The organism is Thalassospira sp. ER-Se-21-Dark (assembly GCF_017922435.1).
Lineage (GTDB): Bacteria > Pseudomonadota > Alphaproteobacteria > Rhodospirillales > Thalassospiraceae > Thalassospira.
Genome location: NZ_VDEZ01000009.1, coordinates 1 through 16,999, shown reverse-complemented (window position 1 = coordinate 16,999; position 16,999 = coordinate 1). Strand labels below are relative to the sequence as shown.

At 54.9% G+C, this 16,999-nt stretch carries 13 protein-coding genes and 1 tRNA gene; all 14 read right to left on the bottom strand.

Going from position 1 to position 16,999, the window contains the following annotated elements; translation table 11 throughout:
* Positions 1 to 158 (bottom strand): GTP-binding protein (locus FHI25_RS20450; RefSeq protein ID WP_246879231.1); only part of this gene is annotated, 158 nt, incomplete at its 3' end.
* Between the two features lie 28 nt (positions 159 to 186).
* Positions 187 to 2,268 carry an elongation factor G gene (gene fusA / locus FHI25_RS20445; RefSeq protein ID WP_210520908.1) on the bottom strand — a complete coding sequence of 694 codons (2,082 nt, stop codon included), beginning with the start codon at positions 2,266 to 2,268 and terminating at the stop codon, positions 187 to 189.
* Between the two features lie 27 nt (positions 2,269 to 2,295).
* Positions 2,296 to 2,763 carry a 30S ribosomal protein S7 gene (gene rpsG, locus FHI25_RS20440; RefSeq protein ID WP_007092426.1) on the bottom strand — a complete coding sequence of 156 codons (468 nt, stop codon included), beginning with the start codon at positions 2,761 to 2,763 and terminating at the stop codon, positions 2,296 to 2,298.
* A 12-nt stretch (positions 2,764 to 2,775) separates the two neighbouring features.
* On the bottom strand, positions 2,776 to 3,147 hold the full coding sequence (rpsL, locus tag FHI25_RS20435; protein ID WP_008892339.1) for a 30S ribosomal protein S12: 372 nt from the start codon (positions 3,145 to 3,147) through the stop codon (positions 2,776 to 2,778).
* 371 nt (positions 3,148 to 3,518) lie between these two features.
* On the bottom strand, positions 3,519 to 7,706 hold the full coding sequence (gene rpoC / locus FHI25_RS20430) for a DNA-directed RNA polymerase subunit beta' (protein WP_008892338.1): 4,188 nt from the start codon (positions 7,704 to 7,706) through the stop codon (positions 3,519 to 3,521).
* Positions 7,707 to 7,814: 108 nt separating this feature from the next.
* Positions 7,815 to 11,981, bottom strand: coding sequence for a DNA-directed RNA polymerase subunit beta (rpoB, locus tag FHI25_RS20425; RefSeq protein ID WP_210520906.1), 4,167 nt, complete (start codon positions 11,979 to 11,981; stop codon positions 7,815 to 7,817).
* Between the two features lie 378 nt (positions 11,982 to 12,359).
* Positions 12,360 to 12,737, bottom strand: coding sequence for a 50S ribosomal protein L7/L12 (gene rplL, locus FHI25_RS20420; protein WP_008892336.1), 378 nt, complete (start codon positions 12,735 to 12,737; stop codon positions 12,360 to 12,362).
* A 55-nt stretch (positions 12,738 to 12,792) separates the two neighbouring features.
* Positions 12,793 to 13,311 (bottom strand): 50S ribosomal protein L10, encoded by a 519-nt coding sequence (gene rplJ, locus FHI25_RS20415; RefSeq protein ID WP_008892334.1) that lies wholly within the window; start codon positions 13,309 to 13,311, stop codon positions 12,793 to 12,795.
* 279 nt (positions 13,312 to 13,590) lie between these two features.
* On the bottom strand, positions 13,591 to 14,289 hold the full coding sequence (rplA, locus tag FHI25_RS20410; protein WP_063087032.1) for a 50S ribosomal protein L1: 699 nt from the start codon (positions 14,287 to 14,289) through the stop codon (positions 13,591 to 13,593).
* A gap of 4 nt (positions 14,290 to 14,293) precedes the next feature.
* A complete protein-coding gene (rplK, locus tag FHI25_RS20405) occupies positions 14,294 to 14,722 on the bottom strand; it encodes a 50S ribosomal protein L11 (RefSeq protein WP_008892332.1) in 429 nt (142 codons plus the stop codon).
* 107 nt (positions 14,723 to 14,829) lie between these two features.
* On the bottom strand, positions 14,830 to 15,360 hold the full coding sequence (gene nusG, locus FHI25_RS20400; RefSeq protein WP_008892331.1) for a transcription termination/antitermination protein NusG: 531 nt from the start codon (positions 15,358 to 15,360) through the stop codon (positions 14,830 to 14,832).
* Between the two features lie 2 nt (positions 15,361 to 15,362).
* Entirely contained in the window at positions 15,363 to 15,560 is a 198-nt protein-coding gene (secE, locus tag FHI25_RS20395; RefSeq protein ID WP_040824880.1) for a preprotein translocase subunit SecE, read from the bottom strand.
* A gap of 50 nt (positions 15,561 to 15,610) precedes the next feature.
* Positions 15,611 to 15,686: transfer RNA gene (locus tag FHI25_RS20390), tRNA-Trp, on the bottom strand.
* A gap of 131 nt (positions 15,687 to 15,817) precedes the next feature.
* Positions 15,818 to 16,999 (bottom strand): elongation factor Tu (gene tuf / locus FHI25_RS20385; protein WP_210520904.1); only part of this gene is annotated, 1,182 nt, incomplete at its 5' end.

Sequence of the window (16,999 nt, the reverse complement as noted above, 5' to 3'; positions counted from 1 at the left end):
GCCTTGTCGATCATGCTGTAGTCCTGGAACGAAGCGCCACCGGCTTCTGCCAGAACTTTGGTGATTGCTGCGGTCAGCGTGGTTTTACCGTGGTCAACGTGGCCGATAGTGCCAACGTTAACGTGCGGTTTTGTACGCTCAAACTTTTCTTTAGCCATTTCTAACTCCGTTTATTCTAGCTGGCCCTTAGCCGGCCGATTTGGCTTTGACTTCGTCCGCAACTGCCTGCGGGACGTCGGCATAATGATCAAACTGCATCACGAACTGGGCACGGCCCTGGGACATGGAGCGCAGCGTGTTGACGTAACCGAACATGTTCGCCAGCGGTACGAACGCGTTAACAACGCGCGCAATACCACGGGAGTCCATGTCACGGACCTGGCCGCGACGGCTGTTCAGGTCGCCAATGATATCGCCCATGTATTCTTCCGGGGTCACTACCTCGACCTTCATGATCGGCTCGAGCAGCTTCGGAGAAGCTTTTGCAAGACCTTCGCGGAATGCCGAACGAGCAGCGATTTCGAAGGCCATGACGCTCGAGTCAACGTCGTGGTATGCACCGTCAGTCAGGGTGATCGAGAAGTCGGTTACAGGGAAGCCTGCGATCACACCGCTGTGCAGCGAGCTTTCGAGACCTTTCTGTACGCCCGGGATGTATTCCTTCGGAACGTTACCGCCAACAACGGTATCGGAGAAGGAGAAGCCCGAACCCGGTTCACCCGGGGTGAAGGTCAACTTGATACGTGCGAACTGACCCGAACCACCCGACTGTTTTTTGTGGGTGTAGTCGATATCGACCGACTTCGAGATGGTTTCACGATAAGCAACCTGCGGCGCACCGACGTTTGCTTCGACTTTGAATTCACGCTTCATACGGTCGACAAGAATGTCGAGGTGAAGCTCGCCCATACCGGAAATGATGGTCTGGCCGGATTCGTGATCGGATTTAACGCGGAACGACGGATCTTCCTGTGCAAGACGTGCAAGGGCGAGACCCATTTTTTCCTGGTCGGCTTTCGATTTCGGCTCAACAGCGATTTCGATAACCGGATCCGGGAATTCCATACGCTCGAGAATGATCGGCTTGGCCGGGTCACAAAGGGTATCACCTGTGGTGGTGTCCTTCATGCCAACCAGAGCAACGATGTCGCCCGAGCAAGCGTATTTGATTTCTTCGCGGTTGTTTGAATGCATAAGAAGCATACGGCCGATACGTTCTTTTTTCTCTTTAACAGAGTTGAGAACATACGAACCTGCATCCAGAACACCGGAATAGATACGAATGAAGGTCAAGGAACCGACGAACGGGTCGGACATGATCTTGAACGCAAGAGCCGAGAACGGTGCTTCGTCGGTCAGCGGACGGCTATCGGGCTCGTCTTCGGTGTTCGGCTTAACGCCACGAACATCGTCGATGTCATCCGGAGCCGGCATGTAGTCGACAACAGCATCAAGAAGCGGCTGAACGCCTTTGTTCTTGAACGCAGTACCCAGAAGGACCGGAACAAGGTTACCAGAGATCGTGCCTTTGCGGATGCACTTCTTGATAACTTCCTCGGTCGGCATTTCGCCTTCGAGGTAAGCTTCCATTGCTGCTTCGTCGCACTCGACAGCCTGTTCGATCAGGGCTTCGCGGTATTCCGCAGCCTGGTCAGCAAGCGAGTCACGGATGTCGCGATATTCGAATTCTGCACCAAGGCTTTCGTCTTTCCAGACGATTTCCTTGTTGCGAACGAGATCGACAACACCTTCGAATTCGCCTTCGGAACCAATCGGCAGCTGCATAACAGCAACATTGGCACCGAGACGTTCTTTCATCATTTCAACGCAACGGAAGAAGTCCGCACCGGTACGGTCCATTTTGTTGACAAAGCACATACGCGGTACGTGGTATTTGTCAGCCTGGCGCCAAACGGTTTCGGTCTGCGGTTCAACACCGGAAACGGCATCGAATACCGCGCAAGCACCATCGAGAACGCGGAGCGAACGTTCAACTTCAATCGTGAAGTCAACGTGGCCCGGGGTATCGATGATGTTGATACGGTGATCGTTCCAGAAGCAGGTAGTTGCAGCAGACGTAATCGTAATGCCGCGTTCCTGTTCCTGTTCCATCCAGTCCATGGTCGCGGCGCCGTCGTGGACTTCGCCGATCTTGTAGGACTTGCCGGTGTAGAAAAGAATTCGCTCGGTTGTCGTGGTTTTACCAGCATCGATGTGTGCCATGATGCCAATATTGCGATACCGAGAGATCGGAGTACGTTGTACCATAATCGACTCTTGATCCTGAGGTCTGGGTTACCAGCGATAATGAGCGAAAGCCTTGTTGGCTTCGGCCATACGGTGGGTATCTTCGCGTTTCTTGACGGCCGAGCCACGGTTGTTGGCTGCGTCCATCAGTTCGCCTGCAAGACGACCAACCATGGTGGTCTCGGAACGTTTGCGCGCAGCGTCAACCAGCCAACGAATGGCCAGAGCCTGACGACGCTCGGAACGAACTTCAACCGGAACCTGGTAGGTAGCACCACCAACACGGCGCGAACGAACTTCGACGTTCGGCTTCACGTTATCCATGGCTTCGTGGAACTGGGCAACAGGGTCTGCACCCTTGCCTTCCATAACTTCCAGGGCACCATAAACGATCTTTTCGGCTGCGGATTTTTTACCATCCAGCATCAGACCGTTCATGAACTTGGTCAGAACCTTATCGCCATATTTGGCGTCAGGCAGAACTTCGCGCTTTTCAGCAGCGTGACGACGTGACATCTGAGCTGCTCCTTATTTCGGACGCTTCGCGCCGTATTTCGAACGACGCTGTTTACGGTCTTTGACACCCTGCGTATCGAGGGTACCGCGAATGATGTGGTAACGGACACCCGGCAAATCTTTTACACGGCCGCCGCGGATCATTACGACGGAGTGTTCTTGCAGGTTGTGGCCTTCACCCGGGATGTAAGAGGTAACTTCGTAGCCGTTGGTCAAACGAACACGAGCAACCTTACGAAGTGCCGAGTTCGGCTTCTTCGGGGTAGTGGTATAGACACGGGTGCAAACGCCGCGTTTCTGCGGGCATGCTTCCAGTGCCGGAACCATATCGCGCTGGGTGCGCGGAGTCCGCTTTTTGCGGATCAACTGGTTAATAGTGGGCATTAACTTTCCCTTTTACTTTAACGGACGCCACTAGGGCGTTGCTCTTATCGACGCACGACGAGCGACCACGCGTCTTTATACAAGTACAAAAACACGCGCGGACGCCCATAAAAGCAGGAGTTCCTGCCTCGACGGCCGTCAGAGTCGCACTCAAGCGATGGGGGGCGAAAACCGCCCGCTACCGCACAAAACGGCACCGGCACAGTTGCACCCCCCTAGATTCGGTGGGCGCATACTAGTGACGGGCCCCTTTTGCGTCAAGCAAAACCCTCTGGGCCTTCGAGTTGGCGCTTCAAACGCCGAAACGAGCCGGTGCGTCGATAAGAGTCCGGCTCGTTTCTGATTCTTTTTAACTGTCTGACGCGACGAACTTATTCGCCTGCCGGCAGTGAAGCAGTATCGGATTGCGGACCAAAGTTGTCGCCGATTTCCTCTTCTGCTTCGATCTGTACATTTTTGTCGCGTTCGGCAGCCAGTGCACGGAAGCGGTTCATCACCGCACCGGTACCAGCCGGGATCAGACGACCCACGATGACGTTCTCTTTCAGACCGATAAGCGTATCGGTTTTGCCCGAGACAGCAGCCTCGGTAAGAACGCGCGTGGTTTCCTGGAACGACGCGGCCGAAATGAAGGAGTGCGTCTGGAGCGAGGCTTTGGTGATCCCCTGGAGGACCGGTGCGCCTTCGGCCAGTTCGCCGCCTTCTTTAAGAGCACGTTCGTTTTCGGCATCAAAATCAACGCGGTCAATGATTTCGCCAACCAGAAGCGTGGTGTCACCCGGTTTGGTGATTTCCACTTTCTGCAGCATCTGACGTACGATGACTTCGATGTGCTTGTCGTTAATCTTCACGCCCTGCAGACGGTAGACTTCCTGGATCTCGTTGACCAGGTAATCTGCCAGTGCCGGGACGCCCATAACACGCAGAATGTCGTGCGGAACCGGTGAACCATCGAGAAGCTGATCGCCCTGCTCGACGAAGTCGCCTTCCTGAACGGCAAGGTGCTTGCCTTTCGGGATCAGGTATTCGACCGGTTCGGTCAGACCCGAGTCTTCGAGCGGATGAACCACGACGCGACGCTTGTTCTTGTAGTCCTTGCCGAATTCGACGCGACCCGGGATATCCGAGATAATCGCGTGTTCTTTCGGTTTACGGGCTTCGAACAGCTCGGCAACACGCGGCAGACCACCGGTAATGTCACGGGTTTTCGAACCTTCACGCGGGATACGCGCAAGCACGTCACCAGCGGCGACCTTCTGACCGTTCTCGACCGAGAGAATAGCATCAACCGAGAGGAAGTAACGGGCTTCAAGACCGTTATCCAGGTTGATGACCTCGCCGTTTTCGTTACGCAGGGTAACGCGCGGCTTAAGGTCGGATGCCTTCGGCATGCTCTTCCAGTCGATAACCGTCTTCGAGGCGATACCGGTCGCTTCGTCATAGACTTCGCGAATGGTTACGTTCTCGAGAAGGTCGACATAGTTCACGTAACCTTCTTTCTCGGTGATGATCGGCAGGGTGTACGGATCCCATTCAGCCAGTTTCTGGCCACGGGTAACCTGCGCGCCTTCATCGGTCAGAAGTTTCGCACCATACGGAACACGATATTTCGCACGTTCACGACCGGTCTTGTCGATCAGCAGGATCTCGAGGTTACGCGCCATGACGATATTCACGCCCGACGAGTTCTCAACAACCGCGCGGTTTTTCAGTTTCACGGTGGCATCGAAGTTTGCTTCGACACCGGAAACTTCTGCACCACGCTGCGCGGCACCACCAATGTGGAACGTACGCATGGTCAGCTGGGTGCCCGGCTCACCGATCGACTGTGCGGCGATAACACCGACAGCTTCACCGATGTTGACCGTGGTACCGCGGGCCAGGTCACGACCATAGCAATGGCCGCAAACACCGGTTTCGGCGTCACAGGTCAGAACCGAACGGATACGCGCCATTTCGACGCCAGCCTTTTCGATCAGATCAAGGTGATCTTCTTCGACCATTTCGTTCTTCGGTACGATGATTTCACCGGTCGACGGATTGACAATCTCGTCAGCGGTGAAACGACCGAGGATACGATCGGAAAGGGTTTCGATAACCTCACCGGAGTCGACGACGGCTGCGATGTCGAGACCACGATCGGTACCACAATCATGCTGAGTGATGATGCAGTCCTGGGCCACGTCAACGAGACGACGGGTCAGGTAACCCGAGTTCGCCGTTTTCAGTGCGGTATCAGCCAGACCTTTACGAGCACCGTGAGTGGAGTTGAAGTACTCCTGCACGGTCAGGCCTTCTTTAAAGTTCGAAATAATCGGCGTCTCGATGATCGAGCCATCCGGTTTCGCCATCAGGCCACGCATAGCAGCCAGCTGACGCATCTGGGCGGCAGAACCACGGGCACCGGAGTGCGCCATCATGTAAACCGAGTTCACATTGTCACCTTCTGCCGTTGCCGAGATGACTTTCATCATCGCTTCGGAAACGTCGTCGGTGCACTGTGCCCAGGCGTCAACAACCTTGTTGTATTTCTCACCACGGGTGATGAGACCATCCTGGTACTGCTGCTCGTATTCCTTGACCTTTTCATGGGTCTCGCCAACCAGCTTTTCCTTGGCGTCCGGAATGATCATGTCATCCTTGCCAAACGAAATACCGGCTTTACATGCCCAGTTGAAACCAAGGCCCATCATGCGGTCAGCAAAGATAACGGTCTCTTTCTGGCCACAGTGACGATAGACGACGTCGATAACGTTCGAGACGTCTTTCTTGGTCAGCAGCTTGTTGATGGTCGAGAACGGAATGCGCGGATGACGCGGCAGAAGTTCCGACAGCAACATGCGGCCCGGCGTGGTGGCAACACGAACGGTGATCGGTTCGTTGTTTTCATCAACCGTGTGGTAACGGGCATTGACCTTGGAATGCAGGTTTACAACACCTTCATCCAGTGCCTGCTCGATCTCGGCGATGTTAACAAACGACATGCCCTCGCCCGGCTGACCATCACGCTCCATGGAGATGTAGTACAGACCAAGGACGATGTCCTGCGACGGCACGATGATCGGTTTACCCGATGCCGGCGACAGGATGTTGTTGGTCGACATCATCAGGGTACGTGCTTCAAGCTGGGCTTCAAGCGACAGCGGTACGTGGACAGCCATCTGGTCACCGTCGAAGTCCGCGTTAAACGCAGTACAAACGAGCGGGTGCAGCTGGATGGCCTTACCTTCGATCAGGGTAGGCTCGAATGCCTGAATACCAAGACGGTGCAGCGTCGGAGCACGGTTAAGCATGACCGGGTGTTCACGGATAACCTGTTCAAGGATATCCCACACTTCGGCACGCTCTTTTTCCACCATGCGCTTTGCAGCCTTGATGGTGGTCGCCATCCCGTAAAGTTCCAGCTTCGCGTAAACGAACGGCTTGAACAGTTCGAGCGCCATTTTCTTCGGCAGACCGCACTGGTGCAGTTTCAGGTTCGGACCCACGGTAATAACCGAACGGCCGGAATAGTCGACGCGTTTACCCAGAAGGTTCTGACGGAAACGACCCTGCTTACCTTTAAGCATGTCCGACATCGATTTGAGCGGACGCTTGTTGGCACCGGTGATCGGACGACCGCGACGGCCGTTATCAAACAGCGCGTCAACCGATTCCTGAAGCATACGTTTTTCGTTACGCACGATGATATCAGGCGCACGAAGCTCGATCAGGCGCTTCAGACGGTTGTTACGGTTGATCACACGACGATAAAGATCGTTCAGATCCGAGGTCGCGAAACGGCCGCCATCCAGCGGAACCAGCGGGCGCAGTTCCGGCGGGATAACCGGGATCACTTCAAGGATCATCCATTCCGGGCGTGCGCCAGATTCCTGGAAGGCCTCAATCAGCTTGAGACGCTTGACCAGCTTCTTGCGCTTGGCTTCGGAATTGGTTTCCTTGAGGTCGATTTTCGCGGTTTCGCGTTCTTCATCAAGGTCGATCGCCGCAAGCATATCGCGGATGGCCTCGGCACCGATACCGGCGCGGAAGCTGTCTTCGCCATATTCTTCCTGGGCGGTCATATACTGGTCTTCGGACAGGAGCTCACCCATTTTAAGCGGGGTAAGGCCCGGCTCGATAACCACATAGTTTTCGAAGTACAGAATGCGCTCAAGATCCTTGAGCGTCATGTCCAGCAGCAGACCCAGACGGCTCGGCAGCGACTTCATGAACCAGATATGGGCAACAGGTGCCGCCAGTTCGATATGGCCCATACGTTCGCGACGTACTTTGGCCAGAGTCACTTCGACGCCGCATTTTTCACAGATAATGCCGCGATACTTCATACGCTTGTACTTGCCGCACAAGCATTCGTAGTCCTTCACCGGACCAAAAATGCGCGCACAGAACAGGCCGTCGCGCTCCGGTTTGAAGGTCCGGTAGTTGATGGTTTCCGGTTTCTTGATCTCGCCGAACGACCAGGAGCGGATACGCTCCGGGCTGGCAATCTGAATCCGGATCTGATCGAAGCTCTGGGTGCCCTGCGGCTGCCCGAAGATCTTCATCAACTCGTTCATAAAGGCTCTCCCGCTATGCCCGGTCTCGCCGGGTTTCGCCAATTTCAGGCCGAAAGATGCGATTTGGCGACCGGGATGCCCGGATGGGCACCCCTGTCAGCCAAACACTTAGAAATCGTTCTGCTCAAGCTCGACATTGAGGCCAAGCGAACGGAGTTCTTTAACGAGAACGTTAAAGGATTCCGGAATGCCGGCTTCGAAGGTGTCTTCGCCGCGAACAATGGCTTCGTAGACCTTGGTACGGCCCGAAACGTCATCCGACTTGACCGTAAGCATTTCCTGGAGGGTGTAAGCGGCACCGTAAGCTTCGAGTGCCCACACTTCCATCTCCCCGAAACGCTGGCCACCGAACTGCGCCTTACCACCCAGCGGCTGCTGGGTAACAAGAGAGTACGGACCAATCGAACGTGCGTGGATCTTGTCGTCGACCAAGTGGTGCAGTTTGAGCATGTAGATATAGCCCACTGTCACCTTGCGATGGAATTTCTCACCGGTACGACCGTCATAGAGGTCGACCTGGCCAGAACCATCGAGGCCTGCTTTTTCAAGCATACGAACAACATCCGGCTCACGGGCACCGTCGAAGACCGGGGTGGCCATCGGGACGCCGCGACGCAGGTTGTTACCAAGTTCAATGACTTCGCCATCAGAAAGCTCTTTGATGCCGGCGATGTATTCGTCGCCTTCGTAGACATCATTAAGCTTGCTGCGCAGGTCATCCATCTCGCCACGACCATCGGCAACAGCATCGACGAGTTCGCCGATCTGTTCGCCCAGACCACGAGACGCCCAACCAAGGTGGGTTTCAAGGATCTGGCCGACGTTCATACGCGACGGAACACCCAGCGGGTTCAAAACGATATCGACCGGCGTACCGTCTTCGAGGTGCGGCATGTCTTCGACCGGCATAATGCGCGATACGACACCCTTGTTCCCGTGACGGCCGGCCATTTTATCACCCGGCTGCATTTTACGTTTAACTGCGACGAAGACTTTGACCATCTTCATCACGCCCGGCGGCAGTTCGTCACCGGCCTGCAGTTTGTCGACCTTGTCATCGAAGCGGGCCTGAAGAACAGCAATCGATTCCTCGAACTGCTTTTTCAGAGCTTCGATGTCAGACATGACATTGTCGTCTGCAACGGCGATCTGGCGCCAAAGACCACGGGCAACACCCGACAGGCTTTCTTCGGTCAGCTCGCCGGTCAGGCCCTTCGGACCATCGACCAGTTTCTGACCAACCAAAAGGTTCTGCAAACGACCATAGAAGTTACGCTCGAGGATCGCGCGTTCGTCATCGCGGTCCTGTGCGAGACGTTCGATTTCTGCGCGTTCGATCGCCAGAGCACGTTCGTCCTTGTCAACGCCACGACGTGAGAACACGCGGACTTCAACAATGGTACCGAACTGTCCCGGCGGGACACGAAGCGAGGTATCGCGAACGTCAGATGCTTTTTCACCGAAGATGGCGCGCAGAAGTTTTTCTTCCGGCGTCATCGGGCTTTCGCCCTTCGGCGTTACCTTACCGACAAGGATATCGCCCGGCTTGATTTCCGCACCGATGTAGACAATGCCCGCCTCGTCGAGGTTTTTGAGCGCTTCTTCACCGACGTTCGGAATATCACGGGTGATTTCTTCTTGGCCGAGCTTGGTATCGCGGGCCATGACTTCGAATTCCTCGATGTGGATCGAGGTATAAACGTCATCACGGGCGATACGTTCGGACAGAAGGATGGAGTCCTCGAAGTTGTAACCGTTCCAAGGCATGAACGCGACAAGCACGTTACGGCCGAGGGCGAGTTCACCCATATCGGTACACGGACCATCCGAAATGATGTCACCCTTCTGGACAACATCGCCAACTTTCACCAGCGGACGCTGGTTAATGCAGCTGCCCTGGTTGGAACGCTGATATTTCAGCAGGGTGTAAATATCGACACCCGATTCCGAAGCAGCAATGTCACCAGTTGCGCGAATGACCATACGGGTCGCGTCAACGGATTCAACAACACCATCACGGCGTGCGATCAGGGTTGCACCCGAATCACGTGCCACCGGAACTTCCATACCGGTCCCGACATACGGAGCCTCGGAGCGGATCAACGGAACCGCCTGACGCTGCATGTTCGAGCCCATCAGTGCGCGGTTCGCGTCATCGTTCTCGAGGAACGGAATGAGCGCGGATGCGACCGATACCAGCTGCTTCGGCGAGACGTCCATCAGGTCGATCTCTTCGGAGCGGGCCATGTAGTGGTCACCGGCCTTACGGGTGTTGATCAGTTCGTTGGTGAAGCTGAAGTCAGCGTTAAGCGGTTCGTTTGCCTGTGCGATGACATAACGGCCTTCTTCGATCGCCGAGAGGTAAATAACCTCTGCGGTGACGTTACCGTCGACAACCTTACGATACGGGCTTTCGATGAAGCCGTACTGGTTGACGCGGGCAAAGGTCGCCAGCGAGTTGATCAGACCAATGTTCGGACCTTCCGGCGTTTCAACCGGGCAGATACGACCATAGTGGGTCGGATGAACGTCACGCACTTCAAAGCCTGCACGCTCACGGGTCAACCCACCCGGGCCAAGCGCCGAAAGACGACGTTTGTGGGTAATTTCCGAAAGCGGGTTGGTCTGGTCCATGAACTGCGACAGCTGCGAGGAGCCGAAGAATTCACGAACAGCAGCCGCAACCGGCTTTGCATTGATCAGGTCATGCGGCATGACGTTGTCGATCTCGACCGAGCTCATACGCTCGCGGATCGCACGTTCCATACGCAGCAGACCAACGCGGAACTGGTTTTCCATCAGCTCGCCAACCGAACGCAGACGACGGTTACCGAGGTGGTCAATATCGTCAATCTCGCCACGACCGTCTTTCAGGTCGATCAGAACACGGACGACTTCCAGAATGTCTTCGCGACGCAGGATACGAACGGTGTCTGCACATTCGAGGTTCAGACGCGCATTCATTTTCACGCGGCCAACCGCGGAAAGATCATAACGCTCTGAATCGAAGAACAGGCCCTTGAACATGGCTTCCGCACCCTCGAGGGTCGGCGGCTCGCCCGGGCGCATCACGCGATAGATGTCCACAAGGGCTTCTTCGCGGTTGCTGTTCTTGTCCAGCGCCATGGTGTTGCGGAGATACGGACCAACCTGGTTGTGGTCGATCATCAGCAGACGAACGGAATCAACACCCCATTCTTTCAGCTGCTCGAACACTTCTTCGGTCAGTTCGTGGCCGGCTTCTGCCAGGATCTCGCCGGTTTCACCATCGATGAGGTCATCAGCCATGAACCAGCCGTTAAGCTGCTCTTCGGGCACGAGGATCTCGGTAACACCCTGTTCGGCGATTTTGCCAGCAGAACGCTTGGTGATCTTGGAACCAGCCGCAGCAACAACTTCGCCGCTTTTGGCATCGATCAGATCGAAGACAAGCTTCTGGCCAATGTAACGCTCGACGCTGAAATCGGTAACCCAACCATCCTTGGTGCGGCGGTATTCAGCCGACTCATAGTAATAGTTGAGGATTTCTTCCGGGGTCAGACCTTCGATTTCCGACGGATCGACAGAACGGCCTTCTTCGGCACGCTGTGCACGCAGCTGTTCGGACTCTTCGTTTTCAAGAGCCATAAGCAGCGTGGTCGCCGGCAGTTTGCGGCGACGGTCGATACGGACGTAAAGAATGTCTTTGGCATCGAATTCGAAATCGAGCCAGGAACCACGATACGGAATGACACGTGCGGCAAACAGATATTTGCCCGAGCTGTGGCTCTTGCCCTTGTCATGGTCGAAGAAGACGCCCGGCGAACGGTGCATCTGGGAGACAATCACACGCTCGGTGCCGTTCACGATAAAGGTACCGTGTTCGGTCATGAGCGGCATGTCGCCCATGTAAACGTCCTGTTCCTTGATATCGCGGATCGAACGGGCACCCGTGTCCTCGTCGATATCCCAGACAACCAGACGCAGGGTAACGCGCAGCGGTGCGGCAAAGGTCATACCACGCTGGCGGCACTCTTCGGTATCGTATTTGGGCTGCTCAAGCTCATAGGAAACAAATTCAAGAGTTGCGCGTTCCGAAAAATCTTTAATCGGAAAGACGCTCTTGAATACTTCCTGAAGACCTGCATCGTCTCGCTGCTCCTGCGAGATTCCGGTCTGCAAAAACTTATCGTAGGAATTCTTTTGAACCTCGATGAGATTCGGGAGCGGAGCGACTTCGCTGATCCGTCCAAAGCTTTTGCGGATGCGCTTTCGACCAGTAAAGGACTTATCCATCATCGTTCCTTTAATCGCGCCTCCCCACACCGTCCGAACTCGTTCGTCCCTGCTCTGTCACATTCGCGAGTCGCGCAAAACGCATACAGCACAACGACGCCCGAGCCCCGTACGGGGCGGGCGTTCACTTGATTATGACTGTGGATGTTATTTGACATCCAACTTGATTGAGATCACTGATCCCTCGGCTGTCGACGCCGTCAAAGATAACCTCTGACCTAAACGGCCTTACGTTATGTACGATTACCTTTGGCAGCGTCAACCGTTAAATTCCTGTTCGCGCCTCTGCACGGGCTCGGCACGATTGCCGTAGTGCACAGAGACGGAAGGGCCGGCGCCCGAAGGACGCCGACCCAGACCTTGGCAAGAAGCCGTCGATTATTTGAGTTCGACGGTTGCGCCGGCTTCTTCCAGCTTCTTCTTGATTTCTTCGGCTTCGTCCTTAGCAACGCCTTCTTTGACGGCTTTCGGAGCGCCTTCAACCAGGTCTTTGGCTTCTTTGAGGCCAAGACCGGTGATGCCGCGTACTTCTTTAATGACGTTGATTTTCTTGTCACCAGCAGAAGCGAGGATAACGTCGAATTCGGTTTTTTCTTCTGCAGCAGCAGCACCGGCAGCAGCGCCACCAGCAGCAGCAACAGCTACCGGAGCAGCGGCGGAAACGCCCCACTCTTCTTCGAGCATTTTGGAAAGTTCTGCAGCTTCAAGAACGGTGAGCTTGGAAAGCTCGTCAACGAGTGCCTTAAGATCGGCCATTTTACTATACTCCTAGGCTTGAACTTAGATATCTGAGATATCTGATTACTTTGGTTTACGCGGCTTCGCCTTTGTCGGCATATGCCTTCAGCACCTGGGCGATCTGGCCCGCCGGCTTGGAGGTCAGCGTAGCGATACGCTGTGCCGGGGTCTGGATCATACCAACCAGTTTCGCACGAAGTTCGTCCAGCGACGGCAGTTCTGCCAGAGCTTTGATGCCCTGTTCATCGAGAACCTGTTCGCCGATGGCACCAGCAACAAGAACCAGCTTGTCGTTGGATTTCGCGAACTCGGAGGCTACTTTTGCGACCGAAGCCGGATCAGCTGAATAGCCAATCGCGGTCGGACCGGTGAAGTAGTCTGCAAGACCAGCAAATTTGGTGCCTTCCAGAGCAAGTCGCGTAAGCCGGTTTTTGGTGACCTTGAAGCCCGCACCAGAATCACGCATCTGTGCACGAAGAGCGGTGATTTCAGCAACCGTCAGACCCTTATACTGGGTGATGACGACGCCTTCCGCACCTTCGAACACTTCGCGCATTTCTGCTACGAACTGTTGTTTTTCATCGCGGTTCACTTTTAGTCTCCGACATTGCTTATTGCCCTGAACCCCACAAGGAGGTTCACAGACGCGACCAGTCCTTTCGAACTGGTCTGTGACGCCCGTCCGTTTGCCAGATGTTCAAGCCTTGTGTGAATCCCCGATGGGGAAAACTAAGAACCGGAACCTCTGCCTATGCAGGGAATTAAGAGTGGCAAATCCCACTCACCTGCAGTCTGGGACAGACAGGTAGAGAGGGCACTGAGCCCTCTCCGGTCCTGACCGATCCGAAGACCGGTCAGAATTCGAATTTTCTTACTTCGACGCGATGTCAGCAATCGACAGTTTCACGCCAGCACCCATGGTGGAGCTGATCGCAGCGCGCTGCAGGTAAACACCTTTTGCACCTGTCGGTTTTGCTTTAACGATCGCATCGACGAATGCTTTTGCATTCTCAAGGATCTGTTCTTCGCTGAACGATGCCTTGCCGATACCTGCATGAACGATACCGTTTTTCTCGGCGCGGAACTGGACCTGGCCAGCTTTTGCGTCGGAAACAGCGGTCGCAACATCCATGGTCACGGTGCCGAGTTTCGGGTTCGGCATCAGGCCGCGCGGGCCGAGTACCTTACCGAGACGGCCGACAACAGCCATCATGTCCGGGGTTGCAATAACGCGATCATAGTTCAGATCGCCTTTCTGCATTGCTTCCATCAGGTCTTCGGCGCCAACAGCGTCTGCACCAGCTTTCTGGGCTTCTTCTGCTTTGGCTTCTTTTGCGAAGACAGCAACGCGCATGGTTTTACCGGTACCATGCGGCAGGGAAACAACACCACGGACCATCTGGTCAGCGTGACGCGGATCAACACCAAGGTTCATGGCCATTTCGATGGTTTCATCGAATTTGGCTTTTGCACCTTCTTTGACGAGCTTTACAGCAGCTGCAAGTTCGTACTGGGTGTTACGGTCGATGCCCTCATAGGCCTGGGCAAGGCGTTTACCAGTCTTGGCCATCGTCTTACTCCACAACCTCGAGACCCATCGCACGGGCAGAGCCCTCGATCATTGCCATCGCGCCATCAACGTCAAATGCATTGAGGTCAGCCATTTTGGCTTCTGCGATTTCTTTGACCTGTGCTTTGGTTACTTTACCAACATAACCTTTACCGGTGGTGCCGGAGCCCTTGGCAATGCCTGCTGCCTTTTTCAGGAAGTAGGATGCCGGCGGGGTTTTGGTTACGAAAGAGAAGGAACGGTCGGAATAAACGGTGATGACGACCGGAATCGGCATACCAGGTTCCATCTGCTGGGTCGCTGCGTTGAACGCCTTGCAGAATTCCATGATATTCACGCCGCGCTGACCAAGAGCCGGGCCGACAGGCGGCGACGGGTTGGCTTTGCCGGCGGGAATCTGCAGCTTAAGATAGCCGTCGATTTTCTTCGCCATTAGGGTACCTCTTAAAGAAGCGCGCGGTACGGCCATGGCTGACCTCCCGCGCCTTGATTGCTGCCTGCGTATACAAGCAGCGACTTAAATTTTCAAGATCGTTTTTTTTAAAGCTTCTCGACCTGAGTGTATTCCAGCTCGACCGGAGTTGAACGACCGAAGATCGAAACAGACACCTTCAGGCGCGCACGTTCTTCATCAACCCCTTCGACAATCCCGTTAAACGATGCAAACGGACCGTCGGAAACACGTACTTCCTCGCCGATATCAAATGCGATGGTCGGCTTCGGACGATCAACACCTTCCTGCACCTGATGCAGGATGTGCTGAGCTTCCTTTTCGGAAATCGGCATCGGCTTGCCACGGCTGCCGAGGAAATCGGTAACCTTGGCGGTGTTTTTCACCAGATGCCAGCTTTCGTCAGTGAGATCCATCTTCAGCAGGACATAGCCCGGGAAAAACTTCCGCTCGGCATTGACCTTTGCGCCGCGACGTACCTCGACAGTTTCTTCGGTCGGCACCAGAACTTCTTCGATCTCACCTTCCAGACCTTTCTTGATGGCCTGTTCGCGGATCGACTGGGCGACCTTTTTCTCAAAACCGGAGTGAACGTGCAAAACGTACCAGCGATGCGCCATAATCAACCCCCAACACCAAAGACCAGCTTAACACCCCATGCGAGGAGCTGATCGACAACAAAGAAGAAAACAGACGCAAGAGCAACCATCACGAAAACCATGATGGTCGAAACAGTCGTTTCCTTACGGGACGGCCACGAAACTTTTTTCGCTTCGGAGCGGACCTGCTGTACGAATTGTGCTGGCGACGTTTTAGCCATTGTCGGGGTTACACCGCTTTCTAATGCTTTATTTCACAACCCGGAAAAAGTGGCAGGAGAGGAGGGACTCGAACCCCCGACACTCGGTTTTGGAGACCGATGCTCTACCAACTGAGCTACACTCCTACAAGACATCAGAAAGTTGAAAAGCTTATCTTCTTCCTGACTAAATCCCGCCCGGGTGGCGGGGTGTGCGGGCGGGTTATAGCCGCCCGCACATCCAAGATCAAGCACTCAATCGTGCAAAATCTCAAAAATTATTCGATGATTTTCGCAACAACACCCGCACCGACGGTACGACCGCCTTCACGGATTGCGAAACGCAGACCTTCGTCCATTGCGATCGGTGCAATGAGAGTTGCGGTCATCTGAACGTTGTCGCCCGGCATAACCATTTCGGTGCCAGCCGGCAGCTCGATCGAACCGGTTACGTCAGTCGTACGGAAGTAGAACTGCGGACGGTAGTTCGAGAAGAACGGCGTGTGACGGCCACCTTCATCCTTGGTCAGGATGTAGGCTTCTGCTTCGAATTTGGTGTGCGGGGTGATCGAGCCAACGTGTGCCAGAACCTGGCCACGTTCGACGTCTTCACGTTTGGTACCACGCAGCAGCGCGCCAATGTTGTCGCCAGCTTCGCCCTGGTCGAGCAGCTTGCGGAACATTTCAACGCCGGTAACGGTGGTTTTAACGGTGTCTTTAATGCCGACGATTTCAATCTCTTCGCCAACTTTAACAACGCCGGTTTCAACACGACCGGTTACAACCGTACCACGACCCGAGATCGAGAACACGTCTTCGATCGGCATCAGGAACGGCTTGTCTTTCGGACGCTCAGGAGCCGGGATGTAGTCGTCAACCGCTTTCATCAGTTCGAGGATAGCGTTCTTGCCGATTTCATCATCGCGACCTTCCAGAGCAGCAAGAGCAGAGCCCTTGACGATCGGAATATCGTCGCCCGGGAAGTCATAGGACGACAGAAGTTCACGGATTTCCATTTCGACGAGCTCGAGAAGCTCTTCGTCGTCGACCTGGTCAACTTTGTTCATGAAGACGACGAGAGCCGGAACGCCAACCTGACGTGCGAGCAGGATGTGCTCACGGGTCTGCGGCATCGGGCCATCAGCAGCCGAAACGACGAGGATACCGCCGTCCATCTGTGCCGCACCAGTGATCATGTTTTTAACATAGTCAGCGTGGCCCGGGCAGTCGACGTGTGCGTAGTGACGGTTCTCGGTCTCATACTCAACGTGCGCGGTCGAGATCGTGATACCACGAGCTTTCTCTTCCGGTGCCTTGTCGATCATGCTGTAGTCCTGGAACGAAGCGCCACCGGCTTCTGCCAGAACTTTGGTGATTGCTGCGGTCAGCGTGGTTTTACCGTGGTCAACGTGGCCGATAGTGCCAACGTTAACGTGCGGTTTTGTACGCTCAAACTTTTC